At 62.6% G+C, this 15925-nt stretch carries 18 protein-coding genes; 9 read left to right on the forward strand and 9 right to left on the reverse strand.

Translation table 11 applies throughout. The features are described from left to right. The first annotated feature begins 78 nt into the window (after nucleotides 1–78). Nucleotides 79–1668, forward strand: a complete 1590-nt coding sequence (mptB, locus tag CVS27_RS09115; RefSeq protein WP_133162906.1) for a polyprenol phosphomannose-dependent alpha 1,6 mannosyltransferase MptB — start codon at nucleotides 79–81, stop codon at nucleotides 1666–1668. Nucleotides 1669–1671: 3 nt separating this feature from the next. Here mptB and CVS27_RS09120 read toward each other — a convergent pair whose 3' ends face one another. After that, nucleotides 1672–2373 (reverse strand): DNA alkylation repair protein, encoded by a 702-nt coding sequence (locus CVS27_RS09120; RefSeq protein WP_103465430.1) that lies wholly within the window; start codon nucleotides 2371–2373, stop codon nucleotides 1672–1674. 69 nt (nucleotides 2374–2442) lie between these two features. Here CVS27_RS09120 and map point away from each other — a divergent pair, with 69 nt between their 5' ends. From map to CVS27_RS09135, 3 genes are all read left to right on the forward strand, one after another. After that, the gene (map, locus tag CVS27_RS09125; RefSeq protein ID WP_103465431.1) at nucleotides 2443–3210 is read left to right on the forward strand and encodes a type I methionyl aminopeptidase; all 768 of its coding nucleotides are present in this window, start codon (nucleotides 2443–2445) and stop codon (nucleotides 3208–3210) included. A gap of 54 nt (nucleotides 3211–3264) precedes the next feature. Then, a complete protein-coding gene (locus tag CVS27_RS09130) occupies nucleotides 3265–4077 on the forward strand; it encodes a putative protein N(5)-glutamine methyltransferase (RefSeq protein ID WP_103465432.1) in 813 nt (270 codons plus the stop codon). A 164-nt stretch (nucleotides 4078–4241) separates the two neighbouring features. Continuing rightward, nucleotides 4242–4742, forward strand: coding sequence for a universal stress protein (locus tag CVS27_RS09135; RefSeq protein WP_103465433.1), 501 nt, complete (start codon nucleotides 4242–4244; stop codon nucleotides 4740–4742). A 140-nt stretch (nucleotides 4743–4882) separates the two neighbouring features. Here the strand turns inward: CVS27_RS09135 and CVS27_RS09140 are convergent, their stop codons facing one another. Further along, complete coding sequence (locus CVS27_RS09140; RefSeq protein ID WP_103465434.1) at nucleotides 4883–5347, reverse strand: SRPBCC family protein; 465 nt, start codon at nucleotides 5345–5347, stop codon at nucleotides 4883–4885. A 70-nt stretch (nucleotides 5348–5417) separates the two neighbouring features. Continuing rightward, nucleotides 5418–5594: a hypothetical protein gene (locus CVS27_RS20775; RefSeq protein ID WP_165788121.1), complete on the reverse strand. Its 177-nt coding sequence runs from the start codon at nucleotides 5592–5594 to the stop codon at nucleotides 5418–5420. 164 nt (nucleotides 5595–5758) lie between these two features. Between CVS27_RS20775 and CVS27_RS09145 the strand changes: the two genes are divergently transcribed. The 3 genes from CVS27_RS09145 to CVS27_RS09155 all read left to right on the forward strand — a co-directional run bounded on the left by CVS27_RS09145 (nucleotide 5759) and on the right by CVS27_RS09155 (nucleotide 8706). Continuing rightward, entirely contained in the window at nucleotides 5759–7183 is a 1425-nt protein-coding gene (locus CVS27_RS09145) for a DUF4232 domain-containing protein (protein ID WP_165788120.1), read from the forward strand. Nucleotides 7184–7260: 77 nt separating this feature from the next. Beyond that, the gene (locus CVS27_RS09150; RefSeq protein WP_207767489.1) at nucleotides 7261–8184 is read left to right on the forward strand and encodes an oxygenase MpaB family protein; all 924 of its coding nucleotides are present in this window, start codon (nucleotides 7261–7263) and stop codon (nucleotides 8182–8184) included. A 60-nt stretch (nucleotides 8185–8244) separates the two neighbouring features. After that, nucleotides 8245–8706 (forward strand): DUF3817 domain-containing protein, encoded by a 462-nt coding sequence (locus tag CVS27_RS09155; RefSeq protein ID WP_103465436.1) that lies wholly within the window; start codon nucleotides 8245–8247, stop codon nucleotides 8704–8706. 251 nt (nucleotides 8707–8957) lie between these two features. Here CVS27_RS09155 and CVS27_RS09165 read toward each other — a convergent pair whose 3' ends face one another. Together CVS27_RS09165 and CVS27_RS09170 are read right to left on the reverse strand one after the other, a co-directional pair. After that, nucleotides 8958–9206, reverse strand: coding sequence for a hypothetical protein (locus tag CVS27_RS09165; RefSeq protein WP_103465438.1), 249 nt, complete (start codon nucleotides 9204–9206; stop codon nucleotides 8958–8960). After that, on the reverse strand, nucleotides 9206–9589 hold the full coding sequence (locus CVS27_RS09170; protein ID WP_103465439.1) for a winged helix-turn-helix transcriptional regulator: 384 nt from the start codon (nucleotides 9587–9589) through the stop codon (nucleotides 9206–9208). The genes CVS27_RS09165 and CVS27_RS09170 overlap by 1 nt, the downstream gene beginning before the upstream one ends. A 129-nt stretch (nucleotides 9590–9718) precedes the next feature. Between CVS27_RS09170 and CVS27_RS09175 the strand changes: the two genes are divergently transcribed. Beyond that, on the forward strand, nucleotides 9719–10360 hold the full coding sequence (locus tag CVS27_RS09175) for an NAD(P)-dependent oxidoreductase (RefSeq protein ID WP_103465440.1): 642 nt from the start codon (nucleotides 9719–9721) through the stop codon (nucleotides 10358–10360). Nucleotides 10361–10665: 305 nt separating this feature from the next. Here the strand turns inward: CVS27_RS09175 and CVS27_RS09180 are convergent, their stop codons facing one another. Genes CVS27_RS09180 through CVS27_RS09190 form a run of 3 tightly spaced genes read right to left on the reverse strand, consistent with a single transcriptional unit; the run spans nucleotide 10666 to nucleotide 13904 of the window. After that, the gene (locus CVS27_RS09180; RefSeq protein WP_103465441.1) at nucleotides 10666–12069 is read right to left on the reverse strand and encodes a mycothione reductase; all 1404 of its coding nucleotides are present in this window, start codon (nucleotides 12067–12069) and stop codon (nucleotides 10666–10668) included. A 4-nt stretch (nucleotides 12070–12073) separates the two neighbouring features. Then, nucleotides 12074–13294 (reverse strand): YihY/virulence factor BrkB family protein, encoded by a 1221-nt coding sequence (locus CVS27_RS09185; RefSeq protein ID WP_103465442.1) that lies wholly within the window; start codon nucleotides 13292–13294, stop codon nucleotides 12074–12076. Between the two features lie 31 nt (nucleotides 13295–13325). After that, nucleotides 13326–13904 (reverse strand): TetR/AcrR family transcriptional regulator, encoded by a 579-nt coding sequence (locus CVS27_RS09190; RefSeq protein WP_103465443.1) that lies wholly within the window; start codon nucleotides 13902–13904, stop codon nucleotides 13326–13328. A 129-nt stretch (nucleotides 13905–14033) separates the two neighbouring features. Here CVS27_RS09190 and CVS27_RS09195 point away from each other — a divergent pair, with 129 nt between their 5' ends. Then, complete coding sequence (locus CVS27_RS09195) at nucleotides 14034–15083, forward strand: NADP-dependent oxidoreductase (protein WP_243400111.1); 1050 nt, start codon at nucleotides 14034–14036, stop codon at nucleotides 15081–15083. On the opposite strand, the gene xdhC is transcribed toward CVS27_RS09195, so the two are convergent. Beyond that, complete coding sequence (gene xdhC, locus CVS27_RS09200; RefSeq protein WP_103465445.1) at nucleotides 15080–15919, reverse strand: xanthine dehydrogenase accessory protein XdhC; 840 nt, start codon at nucleotides 15917–15919, stop codon at nucleotides 15080–15082. The genes CVS27_RS09195 and xdhC overlap by 4 nt on opposite strands. Nucleotides 15920–15925: the final 6 nt, after the last annotated feature.

Raw genomic sequence — 15925 nt, forward strand, 5'->3', positions numbered from 1 at the left:
TATTCCCCGGGTTCGCCCGCCCATGTGAACGCCGAGCGGGCCTAACACGAGGGTCAAAGATAGTTCAGGAGTTTGTTGTTGACCAGCACTGACGTTGCCATGGCGGAGACGAGGAATAGGGTGTTCGCAAAACTGCCTTTTCGCACCGGCACCACATCCTCAGCCATCTGGCAGGGCTTTGCAGGCTCCGTAATGCTGCTGCTGGGCTCTTTGGGCGTTGGCTGGCTGGCCAGCAGTTCGGTGCTCATCAGGACGCCCCTGTTTATTCTGGCGCGGACCACCCCGGCAGCAGTCATCTGTGCAACAGTTCTGCTGTGCCTGGGTGCACTGCTGATGTTCAGGGCATGGCTGCGCCTGAGCCAACACTTGAGCGGCTGGAACGACGACGCCGGCCCTGTGTTGAGGAAGGCCCTCATATTGTGGGTGGCGCCCATGATGCTGACCTTGCCACTCTTCAGCCGTGACGCCTACGCCTACATTGGCCAGGGACGGCTCATGCAGCAGGACTTGGACCCCTATACCAACGGAATTTCCGCGCTCAACAACTACTTTCTGCTGGGCCCGGACACCCTGTGGACTGAAGCACCAACACCGTATGGGCCGTTGTGGTTGTGGCTGGAGCATTTGGCTGTCCTGATACCTGCCAACAGCCCCGAAATTGCCTTGATTCCGTTCCGGCTGGCAAGTCTTGCCGGCGTGGTTCTGCTGGCCATTTATGTGCCCAAACTGGCAGCCCGCCACGGATTCAACCCGCACCGGGCGCTGTGGCTTGCCGTTTTAAACCCCGTAACACTGATGAATTTCATTGCCAGCGTGCACAACGATTCCCTCATGATGGGTCTGGTGGTGGCTGGCCTCTACTACGCCAGCACCAAACGGGCCGTGGTGGGTATTTTGTTTGTCACAGCCTCCATCGCCATCAAGCCCATCACCTTGATTGCGCTGCCCTTTGTGGGGTTGCTGTGGGCCGGGTCCAGAGCCGGGTGGGTGCGTAAATTTGCTCTCTGGGCTGCAACACTAGGCATTTCCATGGCTGTCATGGGGGCCATGGGAGCAGTAAACGGTCTTGGGTTTGGCTGGTTGGCGGCACTTCAAACCCCGGGCACCATCTGGCACTGGTACGCGCCGGTGGGTATTGGCTCAGTCTCGCTGGGTTCCTTGGTGGACTGGTTGGGTGGCGACGGCACCCCCATTGCAGACGGCATTCAAAAAGTCGCCCAAGTCATTTCCATCTTGATTGTCATGGCTTTGGCCTTCGTTAAAATCCGGTTGGGGCCTTCCGGTGGGCTCGGCGCGGATCTGCCCGAACCTCAGCGCTACAGCCATGCCGTGATGCGCCGCATGGCTTGGGCGTTCACCGCGGTAGTTCTGCTTGCCCCCATGATTCAGCCGTGGTATGTGGTGTGGTTGCTGGCGTTTTTCGCCACGACAGGGATCAAGGACGGTTGGCCGCTGCGCACTGTTTTCTATCTCAGTGCGTTCTTCATCCTGATCGCACTCACCGACCAATTGAGCGTCTTCCCGTGGATTTCCATGGAAGTGGTGCGCAGCATTGCCGTTGTTGTTGCCGTGATGGGCCTGCTGTACCTCACGCTGTGGGACAAGAAGACCAGTGAACTTTTCAAGCGGAACAAGCCTGACCAGCATGCGTTCGCGGTAAAAAGCTGATCTCTACGGGTTCAGGTGTTTGAGCGCCTCTCGGCGTGACAGTGGGCTGAGCAGACTCTCATGCTGGGCAACGTAGCCGCGTACCCAATGCGGATCGGTCCTGGCATATTGGCGCAACGCCCACCCGATGGCCTTACGAATGAAGAATTCCGGCTCTGCCAGATTGGGTGCCATCAGGTCGCTGAGCAGCTGTGTGTCAGTGGCCGCCTTGGCGGGCAATTGGGCGATGACCGCTGCCCTCCGGAACCAGAAATTCGGGTGCTCGCTCCACTCCCGCAGCACCGGATCCATGGTTTGGCGGTGTTGTTGCAGAAGGTCGTTGAGTCGCGGGGCAACGGAATCCACATAGTCCCACCATTGCCCCGTCTCAATCACGACGGCGTAAAACGGCAGGAGCCCCAACTCGCCCCGGGCCAGGCGTGAGTCGGTGAGCATGATGGCCGCGTACCGTTCCTCCCGAAAGTGTGCGCCGTCCCACAGGATAGTGACGGTGGCGCGGAGTTGCTCTACGGAACTAAAGGGGTGTTCCTTGGCCAGTGCCCGCACGGTCTTGCGCACCGCGGGGGAGGGGGCGCCCAGATACGGCATGGCCGACTTCATGTATGCATCCATTCCTTCAGCCTTCTCTGCGATGGCCACTTCCGCCAAGGCTGGGCGCAGGGCGGTGAGGAACAAATTGTTGGGGGAGCCGGCGTCGAACGTCATTTCCTCAGCGTAGCGGCCTTGGGTACTGTGGTTTCAACACCGTCAAGAGCGAAGTACCGGGGGATCGCCATGGGCAAGATCAAGACAGCAGCAGAAATCGCGGCCATGCGTGAGGCCGGCCGGATAGTGGCCCGGGCCCTGGCCGCCGTCAAGGCTCATGCCGGTGTGGGTGTGAGCCTGAAGGAGCTCGACGCCGTAGCCGCCTCCGTGTTCAGCGACGCCGGAGCCGTCCCCGCCTTTTTGAATTACCACCCGCGCTGGGCGCCCATTCCGTTCCCTGGCGTGATCTGCGCCAGCGTCAACGATGCCGTGGTTCACGGCATCCCCCATGGGTACAAGCTGGCCGACGGCGACCTGGTCAGCATTGACGCCGGCGCATTCCTTGATGGCTGGTGTGGGGACGCGGCCATCAGCTTCACCGTCGGGGATGGTCGGCCGGAGGATGTGGCCCTCATCGCCGCCACTGACGCCGCCCTGGCCCGGGGCATTGAGGCGGCCCGGATTGGCAACACCATGGGCCACATTGGCCACGCCATTGAGAAGCAGGCGCGCCGGGAAGGCTACGGACTGTTGGCAGACCATGGCGGACACGGGATTGGCCGCGCCATGCACGAGGAACCGCCGGTCCCCAACGAAGGGCGCCCCGGACGGGGAATAAAGCTCACCGAAGGCCTGGTCATTGCCATCGAACCCATGCTCATAGCCGGCGGGTGCGATGACTACCAGCACGCAAACGACGGCTGGACCCTGCTCTCACTCAAGGGCAAGAGGGCAGCGCACAGTGAACACACCGTCGCCATCACCGCCGATGGTCCGGTGATCCTGACTCTGCCCTAGTCCCGGACCGGTTTCGCGCAGCAGTGCCACCGGGCGGCAACACCGAAGGAAGCCATGGAGCCATTTTCGCTTTTGGACACAGAAGGCCTAGTTGCAGCCCTGCGTGCTGCCGGTTGCGTGTACGCCGAAGATGAAGCCACCATCCTGGTGGACGCGGCCGTCAGCCCGCAGGAGCTGGCGGGGATGGTGGCGCGGCGGGTGTCAGGGATTCCGCTGGAGCATCTGGTGGGTTGGGCATCTTTCCATGGGCTGCGGATGGCCGTGGCGCCGGGTGTCTTTGTGCCCCGGGTGCGCACCGAATTCCTGGTGGACAAGGCCCTGGAGGTTCTGCGCAGCCTCGGCACGGTACCCGGATTGTTTAAGACAGGGCCAACGGTGGTGGACTTGTGTTGCGGCAGCGGCGCAGTGGGTGCAGCACTGGCGCACGAGTTCGGCGGCTTGGACTTGCATGCGGCGGACATTGATCCGGCGGCCGTGGCTTGCGCAGCCGAGAATGTGCTGCCCGCCCATGGGCATGCGTACTGCGGCGACCTGTTTACTCCGCTGCCTGAAAAGCTGCGCGGAACTGTGGAGGTCATAGTGGCCAACGCCCCCTACGTTCCCACAGATGAGATTGCGTTCATGCCCCCGGAGGCCAGGCTGCATGAACCGCATGCTGCTCTCAACGGCGGAGCCGACGGCTTGGACATCCAACGCCGGATCGCGGCCCTGGCCCCGGCCTGGTTGCGGCCCGGTGGATACCTGCTGGTGGAAACCAGCGTCCGGCAGGGCGCGGAGAGCGCCGCGATCATGACGTCCCACGGCTTCACTGCCACCCTTTCCCACGGCGACGAACTGGCGGGAACGGTGGTCACCGGCCGGCTCTGAGTGCGCCCCAAGGCGAGCCCAAGGCCTGCCGACCGGCGTTCCCGGGAATGGCTGGACTTGCGACGTCACGTCAAAATGGCACTTCCCCTTTGGTGCCCGGTGCATAAGAATGAGGGCATAACTTGAGCACTGTTGACGCCGAACGGAGAGGGAGTGAGTCCGTCATGGAACCTCTATTTAGCACAGGGGCGGTGCTGGTGGGGCTGTTGCCAGAGCAGGATCCTGCTGTCCTGGCTTGCGCCGTATCGTTGGCGAGAGCGACCGGCGTCAGTGTCATGGCCGGCTATGTAGACCCGGGCAGTTACCTCATCGAATGGGATCCCAGCGGCAACCCGATGGGCCGATCCTTGAACCGGGCACTTGATCCCGAGGACGAGGCGGCGTCGGCAGTGCGGGAACTTGAACCCATTCTTCGAACGGCGGCACAATCCCAAGGGGTGGAGTATTCCTTGAGGGTTCTCGGCGGGGATCCGGCCATGGCCCTTGGCAGACTCGCCTTGGCCGCCTCCGCCTCCGTCATTGTGGTGGGTGCCCGGCGCCCCGGCCTGTTGGCCGGCGTCAATGAGGTCCTGACAGGTTCCGTGGTCCGCAAGCTCCTGGCCACCCAGCATGTTCCGGTGCTGGCCATCCCCCGGGTGGACGCGCACCCGCCGCTGCACGGTTAGGAACTCATCAGCACGTGATGCCAGAGGGTGCTGGCCACACGGGCCTTGGGGCATTCGCCGCGTCAGCAGCCAGTGAGACGCATAACTTAATGACCTTCCACGGTGGGCCACAGGCAAACTGGCACTCACCCCTATTCGCTTCAGCTGCGCGTGGACACGGCTGCTGCGAGTTGTGCCAGGCCCTTCTCGAAGTCGCCGCCCACCAGCTTGTCCATGTTCATGAACAGCATGAACACCCGGCCCAAGCCCTTGTTTTCGCCCGTCATGGTCCAGGTGACGCGGGTGCCGCTGCCCTCGGGGACAAACGTGAACGTGGTGGGGTTCACCGCCTTCATCGGCTTGCTGAATTCCAGCCGGATGTGAATTCTGGACGGTTCCGTGGCTTCAACAATTTCCATGGTGCCAGCCCCGGCCTTGCCCTTGCCTTTCCACGCGTACTTGGCGCCCACACCCGCAACGGGGCCCGAGTATGTGCGCTGCATGGCCGGATCCAGGCCCTCCCACGGTGACCAGTTGATCCATTCCCGGAAGCTGATCACCAACGGATAGATTTCCTCCGCGGTGGCCGGGATTAGTGCGCTGCGGGAAACACTGAAACTAGTCATGGTCACAGCTTATGCCGCCGCAGCTGCAGTGTCTCCAACGCGACGGCGGATTGCATGCTGGGCGGAACGTTCACTCGCTGCTGCCCTCGGGACCCTCGGCTGCCACTTGGGAATGCATGCGAATCTCCGGCATGTCCAGGCCGTCGGTGCCCTCGGCTGCCGTCTCGCTGTGTTCACGGGACGTGGCGGCTTCCCGGCCCCATCGGGACGCTTCCTCCGGGTCTATGGGTGCTGGTGGGTTGCTCATGGCTGTCTTCTCTCCGGCCACAAGGACTAAAGTGCCAAGGGCCTCACTCTCAGTGTGAACCTCCAAACAGGCTTTGTCATGGACACGATCCAAGGCAAGGCACACCGGCTGGGGCAGACCAGTTAGACTCAACGCACACGGGCATCGCAGGACACGGGGGACTGGTGAAACACCGCAGCAAACTACTGGCCACCTGGCTGGCGCTCACGCTGGTTCTTGCCATGACAGGTTGCCGCTGGGGCCCGAATGAACCGCCATCTAGCGTGCGCGAGGCCGGGGATGCCGCGGGAGAGTACGCCAAAGCCCTCGACGGCGTGGCAGGTGTAAAGGTGATCTTCAATCAGCCAGGTCATGACCCCAAGGACCACCCGCGCTCAGCCGATGATGTATCCACGTGGCTCGTCTCCATTCGACTGCGGGTGTCCAAGGGTACGGGCACCAATGTGGCAGTTGCCGCAGCGCAGGCACTTGCCGAAAACGTGGCCGGGCAGCGCCTTGGCTTTGCGTGGGAGGTTGGCATTTCCGACGCCGACGAGGCAACGGGCGCGGGGGCCGAGGCCGGGGTGTACAGCTCCCAGGGCCCGGCACCGATCACGGCGCAGTACTTTGCCGTTGCCCGGGAGATTGGCGCGCTCCCGGGGGTGGAGCGGGCCATGATGGATCATGACGGGGTGGCGGAGGTGACAACCACCGGATTTCAATTCCTGAAACCCGTGGGCGCCTACCTGGCTGCGAAACAACTTAACGTGGGTGCCTTGTTGGTGTCGCAGGGACGGGCACACATAACCACCGCAGGAAAAGCCCTGGGGGCCGGGCTCACGGAACTGGTGACACAACTCGGCACACAGTTCGCCGCACGCAGCGTCGACGTGGACACCCGAGTCCTATACGGGCAGCCCCAGCGGCGTTTGACGCTCACGGTGGAAGATTCCAGCCAATCCCAACCCATCCTTGAGTACCTGCGCAGCACACCCCTTGCCTACACCCCCGGCGAGGCCGTGGTCACTGACTTCTTCATTGCGGAGAAGGGCACGGGACTAACACTGGTCAGCGGCAAGCTCAACTATGCGGGGCCGCAACCGCCGCCACCGCCCATTGACGAACCAAGCGGCCCGCCCACCTACTCGCCGCCGTCGTACATTCCCGCACCTCCGTGCACGGTGGCGCAACTGACCGCCAGCATGAAGGGGCGGGTCGAGGCCGCTTTGGGGCACCGTGCCATGACCATCCTGCTGACAAACACCAGTGCCACGCGGTGCTCCGTTGAGGGGTATCCCGGCGTCAAGTTCTTCGCGGACGACGGCGCCCCGATTCCGGTGACGCTGACCCATGGAAGCTCCTACATGTTTTCCGATCCGGGACCGGCACCCATCAGCCTGGCGCCGGGTGCAACGGCCACGGCAATGCTGGCCTGGGGTGCCAACTCCACCACGCAAGGACACATCCTGCCGGCGTCCATGGCGGTGGCACCCAGGGAGGGTGAAGGATTTGTCCCCACCCAGGTCCTGACCGACACACCAGACATCATCGAGGGCAGTGAGCTGGAGGTTTCGGCATGGGATTGGCCGGACGCCCCGCTTTTTCGCTGACACAATTCGATGACCAACAATTCACCGCCAACTGCATTTCCGGGGCATCCGCGCCGGCAATGGGTCAGACTAGGTGTATGGAAAACGTTCTGAGCCGTTGGCGCAGAGAATTGCGCGGCACCTTCAGCAACAACTCAGCGGCCATCCCGCAGTGGGAACTTGACCTGGAACAGGGGAGCGACGGGGGCTACTTTGGGCCGGGCACGGCGGCGTGGGCTGTGCACGGCTCCATGACCACCCTGGTGGCGGGCATCCAGTCCCTGCTGCTCCAAGCGCTGCACCCGGGCGCGCTCGCGGGAGTACATGACCACTCCGACTATCGCTCAGATCCGCTGGGCCGGCTGGCGGGAACCATTCGCTGGATCTTCACAGTCAGCTACGGCGACACCACGGCAGCGCAGAACGCTTCGGCGAAAGTGTTGAGAATCCATAAGTATGTTCAGGGCACCTTCACCACCAACAGCGGTGAAGACCGCCACTACGGCGCCAACGATCCGGATCTGCTGCGCTGGGTGCATCTGGCCTTCACCCAGGCGTTTCTGGCGACCCACCAGGGCTACGGCGGTCCGATCCCCGGCGGACCAGACGCCTATGTGGCCGACTGGGCTGTGGCAGGGGCCCTCATGCAGGTGGAAAGCCCACCCGTAACAGTCCAAGAATTAAGGGCACAGCTGGCGGCCTACACCCCCGAGCTCCGGTACGACGCAAGGGTGGCTGAAACCGTTTCCTTCATCCGGAACCCGCCCCTGCCGCGTTCCCAACAGCTCGGGTACAAGGTTTTGTTTGCAGCGGCTGTTGCCACCTTGCCGCCGGAATACCGCGAGCTACTCAGGCTGCACACTCCACGGCTGGGTCCCATCCCGCTCCCGGTGAGGTGCCCCGCCAAGGCCGTGCTCGCCGTCGTCGGCTGGAGTTTGGGGGCAACAAGCCCCAGCGAGAAGTCCGCCCGGACCCGCCGGCGCCGGTTGGGCCTTGAGAGTTCTCCCAGCAATCACCGCTAGGCTGGGCATGGCATTTTTGCCCCTTGACGTCACCCCCTATCCGAGGACTGTAAACAGCCCATGTCGCCACGCACTTTTTACCGCACAGTAGCCATCGCCGAGGCCGTCACCTGGACGTTGCTGATCACCGGCATGATCCTCAAATATGGCGTGGGAGTAGGTGACTGGCCCGTCAAGGTGGGCGGGTTCGCGCACGGGCTGGTGTTCATTGGCTATGTGACCACGGCAGTGCTGGTGGGCCTGAACCAGCGCTGGCCCAAGCGCTTGATGGTTGGCGCCGCGGCCACTGCCTTTGTCCCGTACCTGACCATCCCCTTTGACAGGTGGCTGGAAAAGAATAACAAGCTCGACGGCGCATGGCGCACCTCTGCCACTGCCCACCCCCGCGACAGCCACTGGGTTCAGGTGGTATTGCGCTGGATGCTCAACCGCCCGGCACTGCTCAGCGTGGTGTTTGTGGTGTTCGTGGGCGGCATCATGGCAACCATGCTGTTCGTTGGCCCTCCCGGCGGCCGCTCCTAAAGTATCCCGGCTTCCAGTGCCAAGCCAACCCTCTTCGTCGGCATTGGCCGCATCCGTACCACCTCATCCAGAAGCGGTTTCAGCGCGAGTTCCTGGACCACGCACGACGGTGCATCAAAGTCGCTGGCAAAAGCCGTGCCAAGATCGAATGTCACCGCCAGGACCCGCTGGGCGAACAAGGTGCCGTCATGGGGCGCATGCAGGGGCGGCAGACTGGCTACCTGCAGGAGATTCCTGCGAGCCGCGCAGGATCAGTTCAGGCGTTGCCCAAGGTGCACAGTCACCAGCGCGCCGGTGCCCGAGGACGTCAGGGTGGCTTGGAAGGGTGTAGCCGCTTCCAAGGTGCCGTCCTTGCTGATGGGGCCGTGAAAGTGAAGGCCAGGGTCGGCGGAGGTGACACAGGCGGAGATAAAGTCCAGATCCGATCGCGCGAAGATGTCTGTGGTCCCGGCAAGAACGCCTTCGGGTCGGGCCCATTGTGTAGTGGCCCGCCGGGCCACTACGGCTTCGGGAGTTCAGCCTTGTGAAGGTCGTACTCATAGCGCGCTGCCATGATGCCCCGCATGTGCTCCTTGGTCCAGTCCTCCAACGCTTTCATGGGCAATTGCAGCGTGGTGCCAGAGTCAGTGAGCTCATATTCCACCCGGGGCGGGATCTGGGCGTACATGGTGCGCGTCACGAGCCCGTCGCGTTCCAAGTTGCGCAGGGTCTGGGTGAGCATCTTCTGGGAGACGCCGTCCACGCGTTCGGCAAGTTCCGAGAACCGCATCGGTCCTGCGGCGAGGGCACCAACCACAAGCACCGTCCAACGGTCCCCAACCCTGTCCAGCACCTGCCGGGACGGGCAGTTGCGGTCATAGGGGTCCCACTCTAAAACGGTCATATTCTTCTCCTTGGCATTCCCGGTCTCCTGAGTATATCAACGCGCCTAACTCTCCTTCGGTATGCTACTCTCTTTTAGTAACCATTGACCAGTCGGGTCAGTACGCTCACTCAGCAAGGAGAATTCATCATGGCAAAAGTCAAAGTCTTGGGTGGAACCGGATATGCGGGAAGCAACATTGTTCGAGTGGCGGTGGAGCGCGGCCATGAGGTGACTTCCTACAGCCGAAACTTTCCCGCCGACGCCGTGAAGGGGGCCAACTACGTGACCGGATCCGTCTTTGATCCCGACTTCTTGGCCCAGGTGGTGGCCGACGCCGATGTGGTGGTTGAAACGCTGTCGCCGCGCGGAGATCTTGAAGGCAAGCTGGAAGGTGTGGTTGCAGAACTCAGCGTGCTCGCCCAAGACGCAGGCGTGCGCCTTGGTGTGGTGGGAGGGGCCGGGTCGTTGCTGGTTGCCCCCGGCGGCCCTAAGCTCATGGATGGCGATTTCCCGGTCGAGTTCCTGGCTGAGGCCACCACCGGCGAGGCCCTGCTAGAGGCGCTGCGGGTCAGTGCGGGAGAGCTGGATTGGTTCTACGTGAGCCCCGCCGCGGCATTTGGCGCCTGGGTCCCGGGCGAGGCAACGGGAACATTCCGTATTGGCGGAGACGTTCTCCTGGTTGACGCCGACGGAAATTCGAACATCTCCGGGGCCGACCTTGCGGCAGCTCTGGTGGATGAAATCGAGAGCCCTGCGCACCGCCGCCAGCGCTTTACCGTGGCGTACTAGAGCGAGTCCGCCTTGATCAGGGGCCCGGCCGGGGAAACTCGGCCGGGCGCCTTTGCTTGTGGCTGGCATGCGCTGCTTCAGCCACAGCTGGACTAGGTGCCGCGTTCAATGGTTCCCACCAGGGTTCGCGGTGTCCGGTCGGCATGGATGGGGCGAATCCAGGAGACATTCCCCGTGGTCGGCAACGCGCCACAATTGCTGCAGGCCTCACCGCTGGAGCTCTGCGTCCCGGCGGAAGCACTGCTGCCAGCCGAGCGCGCCCGACGCCATCGGCGTCGCCGTGGGCCGGTGGCGCGCCCTGGTGGCTACCCTCCGGTCGGTTCCGGCAGGCCCAGGAGCGCATTTTCGACGAGCTCGCTCAGCGCCGGATGAATCCAGTACTGCCCGCGCGCCACCGAATGGGCGCTCTGGCCAAACGACATGGCGTGGATGAGTGGCTGAATGATCGTTGCCGCTTCCGGGCCAATGATGTGGGCGCCGAGCAACTGGCCGGTGACTGGATCGGCCAGCACCTTCAGGAAATGGTCGGTGTCTTCCCGGGCCCACCCCGCGGCTATGTCCGCGTACCTCTGGGTGTTCACGGCATAGGGAATCCCCTGACTGCCGGCCTGCTCCTCGGTCAGCCCCACGGAGGCAATTTGCGGATCGGCGAAGACCGCGGCCGGAATGAAGCGGTGGTCGGCCGCCATCATGGACCGGGGATGGGTCAGGTTGTGCTGGACCACCCGCGCCTCGTGGTTGGCAACATGCTTGAGCTGGTGGGCGCTGGACACGTCCCCCAGGGCGAAGATCCCCTCCGCACTGGTGCGCTGATACTCATCAACCACCACCCGCCCGGCGTCGTCCACGGCAATGCCGGCGGCCTCCGCGCCCAGACTATCGGCGTTTGATTGCCGGCCAGTGGCGATGAGCAGCAGCTCGGCAGTGACGGTTCGGTGTCCATGCGGGCCCTTGACCTCAAGAACGACGCCGGACCCGCCCGCCGTGACCTGTTCAACACTCGCCTCCAGCAGCACCTCATAGCGGGCCGCGGCTTCCTGGGTGAACTGTTCGGAGACGTCACGGTCCTGGTTGCGTAACAAGGCCGGACCCCGGGCAATTTGCGTGACGGCCACCCCGAACGAGGAGAAGACGTGGGCGAACTCGGCCGCGATGAAGCCGCCTCCCACTATCGCGATGCTGGCGGGAAGTGCGTCGATCCGCATGATGGTGTCGGAGGTGTGGACAGTGACCCCGGGGTCGAGCAAGCCCTCAATGTCAGGCACCACGGCACGGGATCCTGCCGCCAGCACAAACTTCTCCGCCGTGATCACTTCGGTGCCGCCGTCGTGCAGGGAAACGCTCAGGTGTTTGGGGGCAGTGAACCGGCCATGGCCGGCAAAAACACTCACATTGGCACAGTCGGGACCCTCACGGTAAGCCCTGCCTGCGGCCTCAATCGCATCGATGCGGGCAAAAATCCTGTCCCGGATTCCCTTCCAATCCACGGCGTTGAGTTGCGCGTCGATGCCCAATGCCCGGCCATGCCGTGCGGCATCGGCAAGTTCTGCGGGATGGACAAACATTTTGGTGGGAATGCAGCCAACGTTCAGGCACGTTCCACCAAAGAGGTTGTCCTCAACGATGGCTATGCGCAGGTGGCTCAGCTCGGGGCCGGGAATGGAGTTCCCGGAGCCCGTGCCGATGATGACAAGGTCAAAATGCGCCATGAGTTCAGTCCTTGGAGGTGGTTTGTTCGCGGGTGGTTCTGCCCTTGCGGCGATGCTTGCGCAGCGTCACGACGGCGGCCACGGCGGCCGCGGCGCCGGCCAGCCACAGCAGGGCCTTCTTTTCCGGGTTAGTGGCGGGCTCTTCAAATTCAGAGTCCGGAGCGAACTTTTCACGGAGTTCCTTGCCTTCGGTGACCAGTAGGAGCTCTTTCTCCTGCTTTTTCAGGCTGGCACTAATCTCGCGGGGCGGCAGCTGGATTTGGGCTTCGGCCTTGATGCCAGACTGGAGCTGCCTGCCGCGTTCAAGTTCGGCATCCACTTGGGCCCCCAGGAGCAGCGCGAGATTCAGGATCCACAGCCACAGCAGCAGCACTATGACACCGGCAATGGTGCCGTAGGTTTTGTCGTATTTTGCAAAGTTCCCCAGGTAGAGGCTAAACCCGGCCGATGCCAGCACGGCGGAAAGGAGCGCCACGGTGGCGCCCACGCTGATCCAGCGGAACTTGGGCTGCTGCACATTGGGCGTGTAGTAGTAAAGGATGGCGATGAGCGCAATGGTGAGCAGTCCAACCACGGGCCATTTGGCTGTGTCCCATATGGTCACGGCGGTATCGCCCACACCAATGGCATCCCCCAGCACCTTGGCAATGGGTCCGGAGACGACCAGCAGCAGGGCAATGGCAGCCACCAGTAGCACGGAAGCAAGTGTCACCAGCAGCAGTGCCGGGCGGAGCTTCCATACTGGACGGCCCTCATCGGTGCCGTAAATCCGGTTCATGGACCGGCTGAAGGCCCCCACGTAGCCCGACGCGGACCATAGTGCTGTGAGCAGGCCCAGGACAAAGGTCCACCCTGCTGCCCGGGAGCTTGCCAGCTGCTCTATGGGGTCCTGGATGGTCTTCACTATTTCCGTGCCGCCGAGCTGGCTCACCAAGTCCAGCAGAACCTTGGTGGTTTGTTCGGCCTGGCCCACCAGCCCCACGATGGAAACAAGTGCCAGGATCGCCGGGAACAGCGACAGTACTCCGTAGTAGGTCAGTGATGCGGCCATGTCAGTGCAGCCGTCGGCGCTGAACTTGGTCAGGGAGCGTTTTGCTATGTACTTCCACGACTGTTTTTTTAGTTCGTTGAAGCCCTGTAGTTTGCGCGCGTCGTCTGGATCCGGGGCTGCCACCTGCCCTGTCGCGGAGCCGGTGCTTTCGGGGGACTTCTCTTGCGAGTTCATACCAGATCACACTACCGCTTTGGTGGGGTGTTCATCCTTGAAGAAGTGCCAGGGCCGTGTCCACTGTTGCCAGCGCCTGGGCATTGTCTATTCGAGCCAGTGTCATGGCTGCAATAACCAATGAGGTGAGCACTGTTGCCAGTTGCTGACGGGCGTTCTCCTCAAGGCTGGGCTGGTGGGCTGCGATGCCACGAACCAAGGCGGCATTGAGCTCGTGCCGGTAGCCCGCAATGGCGTGGCTCACGGCGGACTCATTGGCGATGGGAGCGCCGGCAGCGTTCAGGAGCAGGCAGCCATTTCCGGCCGACAGCGAATCCCGCCGGGCAAGGGCGGCACGCAGGCCGGTGAAGTATTCGCTGAGTGCGCCCGGGGCGACGGGTTGGGCGTTGAGGGGGCGCAGCCGCGGCTCAATAATCTCGGCGAGGTAGCTCGTGATGGCGGCGTCAAAGAGACCGCGCTTGCTGCCGAAGGCGTGGTAGATGCTGGAGCGGCTCAGTCCTGTGGCACGCTCAAGGTCGGGGAGGGAGGCATCCTCGTAGCCATGTTCCCAGAACACCGTGCGCGCGGCGCGAATTGCTTCGTCAGTGTCGAAGGCCTGTGTGCGTCCCATCGGACCCCTCATTTTGTGAACCGTTCAGTCCAATATATAGTGGACCAGTCATTACATAATATGCCACGTTGATGCTCCGCGGGAACGCGCGGCGCCAGTTGGCAGTCGTTGCTCGTCAAAAGTCTCCACATGAAAGGTCACCTCGTGATCACTTCCATCAGTACACAAATTCAACTGGCTGCCCGTCCCGTGGGATGGCCGCGCCCCAACGACTTCGCGACCGTGCAGATTGAATTGGGAGAACTGGCCCCAGGCCAGATTCGCGTGGTCAATGAGTTCATCTCCGTTGACCCCTACATGCGTGGCCGCATGAGCGCAGCCAAGAGCTACTCGGCGCCCTTTGGCTTGGGTGAAACCATGACAGGTGGTGCCATTGGCCGCGTTGTGGAGTCGGCCAGTGACGCATTCCCTGTGGGTTCCGTGGTACTCCACCAGTTCGGGTGGCGTGATGTTGTGCAAGAAGATGCCGCCGGATTCAAGGTCGTCCCGGAAATTCCTGGCGCGCCCCTGTCGCTGTATCTTGGGATACTGGGCATGACCGGGCTCACCGGCTACGTTGGCTTGACCGCCGTTGCCAACATGGTGCCCGGCGACACCGTGTTCATTTCCGGTGCCGCCGGTGCGGTTGGCACGGCCGCTGGCCAAATAGCACGCCTCCTGGGTGCTGGCCGGGTCATCGGTTCTGCCGGCACTGATGAAAAGGTGGCCCTGCTCACCGAAAAGTATGGCTACGATGCTGCGTTCAACTACAAGAGCGGCCCCGTCCGCGAGCAGTTGGCAGCGGCTGCCCCCGAGGGAATCGACGTCTTCTTTGACAATGTGGGCGGCGAGCATTTGGAAGCCGCCCTTGACGTGTTCAACCCAGGTGGCAGGGCCGCGCTGTGCGGGGCCATTGCCGGGTATAACTCAACTGAGCGCAAGGTGGGGCCGGACAACATGGTTAACATGATTACCCGCGGACTATCACTCAAGGGTTTCACCTTGGGCAGCTACCTTGACCTGGCGCCGGAATTCAATGAACACATGACCGCATGGTTCACGGCCGGCAAGATCGCCTACGACGAAACGGTTGTTGACGGCATTGGGAATGCTGTTGATGCGCTCCTGAGCATGATGCAGGGTGCGAACACGGGCAAAATGGTGGTCCGGACAGCAGTCATGGCGGATGTGATCCGCTAAGCCGGGTGGCGGGTGGCTGGCCCGGGGACACCTGCGGCAACATCGGAGTTTTCCCAGCGGATGAGCAGGTCAGAAGCTACACTGACGGCAATGCTGGCTGGATCCTTGCCAGCTATGGCTGAAATGCCGATGGGACAAGTGATCCGGCTGATGTCGCGTTCATCGTAGCCCTCAACTTTGAGCTTCTTGCTAAAGCGCAACCATTTGCTGCGGGACCCGATGAGTCCAAGGTAGAAGACCTCGGCCCGCAGCGCGGCCTCACAGACCATGAGATCTTCGGAGTGGTCATGCGTGAGGACAAGCACCGTAGCCCCCGGAGGAAGATCCGGCATGACAACTTCGGGTGCTGGTTCGTGGCGGACAGTGATGGTTGCCAGCCCCATCATGAGGGGCCGGATGCGGCCGGGAGTGAGAGCCTCCGGGCGTGAATCGACAAGGACCAGGTTCAGCGGCTGCCGGGCGAGAATATGGGCTATTTCGTAGCCAACATGCCCGATCCCAAAAATCGCTACTGTCCGTCTCGGGTTGAGTACCTCAAGCAAGACATTGACTTCTCCGCCACAACATTGCACACCGTGAGCGTTGGCAGCCTTGTCGTTGAGCGTAAAGGTCATGAGTTCGGATGTGCCGTTGCCTGCCTTTATCAGTTCCCGTGCACGATCTATGACGCTGGCCTCGAAATTGCCGCCACCGATGGTGCCCCACAGCTCATCCAAGGAGATGACCAATTTGGCCCCAGGATTGCGGGGCGAATGGCCGCGCACCTGGGCGAGCGTGGCGATAACGCCCGTCTCGTTTCGCTCGCGCAGGCTCACCGCCGCTTCCAGCCAATCCATGATGAC

Origin of the sequence: Arthrobacter glacialis (assembly GCF_002909445.1) — a bacterium.
GTDB classification, from domain to species: Bacteria; Actinomycetota; Actinomycetes; order Actinomycetales; family Micrococcaceae; genus Specibacter; species Specibacter glacialis.

Excerpts from the sequence above, each read along its gene's own strand:
- CVS27_RS09120 (WP_103465430.1), bottom strand. The coding sequence starts at position 2,373 with ATGACGTTCGACGCCGGCTCCCCCAACAATTTGTTCCTCACCGCCCTG.
- map (WP_103465431.1), top strand. The coding sequence starts at position 2,443 with ATGGGCAAGATCAAGACAGCAGCAGAAATCGCGGCCATGCGTGAGGCC.
- CVS27_RS09130 (WP_103465432.1), top strand. The coding sequence starts at position 3,265 with ATGGAGCCATTTTCGCTTTTGGACACAGAAGGCCTAGTTGCAGCCCTG.
- CVS27_RS09135 (WP_103465433.1), top strand. The coding sequence starts at position 4,242 with ATGGAACCTCTATTTAGCACAGGGGCGGTGCTGGTGGGGCTGTTGCCA.
- CVS27_RS09140 (WP_103465434.1), bottom strand. The coding sequence starts at position 5,347 with ATGACTAGTTTCAGTGTTTCCCGCAGCGCACTAATCCCGGCCACCGCG.
- CVS27_RS20775 (WP_165788121.1), bottom strand. The coding sequence starts at position 5,594 with ATGAGCAACCCACCAGCACCCATAGACCCGGAGGAAGCGTCCCGATGG.
- CVS27_RS09150 (WP_207767489.1), top strand. The coding sequence starts at position 7,261 with ATGGAAAACGTTCTGAGCCGTTGGCGCAGAGAATTGCGCGGCACCTTC.
- CVS27_RS09155 (WP_103465436.1), top strand. The coding sequence starts at position 8,245 with ATGTCGCCACGCACTTTTTACCGCACAGTAGCCATCGCCGAGGCCGTC.
- CVS27_RS09170 (WP_103465439.1), bottom strand. The coding sequence starts at position 9,589 with ATGACCGTTTTAGAGTGGGACCCCTATGACCGCAACTGCCCGTCCCGG.
- CVS27_RS09175 (WP_103465440.1), top strand. The coding sequence starts at position 9,719 with ATGGCAAAAGTCAAAGTCTTGGGTGGAACCGGATATGCGGGAAGCAAC.
- CVS27_RS09180 (WP_103465441.1), bottom strand. The coding sequence starts at position 12,069 with ATGGCGCATTTTGACCTTGTCATCATCGGCACGGGCTCCGGGAACTCC.
- CVS27_RS09185 (WP_103465442.1), bottom strand. The coding sequence starts at position 13,294 with ATGAACTCGCAAGAGAAGTCCCCCGAAAGCACCGGCTCCGCGACAGGG.
- CVS27_RS09190 (WP_103465443.1), bottom strand. The coding sequence starts at position 13,904 with ATGGGACGCACACAGGCCTTCGACACTGACGAAGCAATTCGCGCCGCG.
- CVS27_RS09195 (WP_243400111.1), top strand. The coding sequence starts at position 14,034 with ATGAAAGGTCACCTCGTGATCACTTCCATCAGTACACAAATTCAACTG.
- xdhC (WP_103465445.1), bottom strand. The coding sequence starts at position 15,919 with ATGGATTGGCTGGAAGCGGCGGTGAGCCTGCGCGAGCGAAACGAGACG.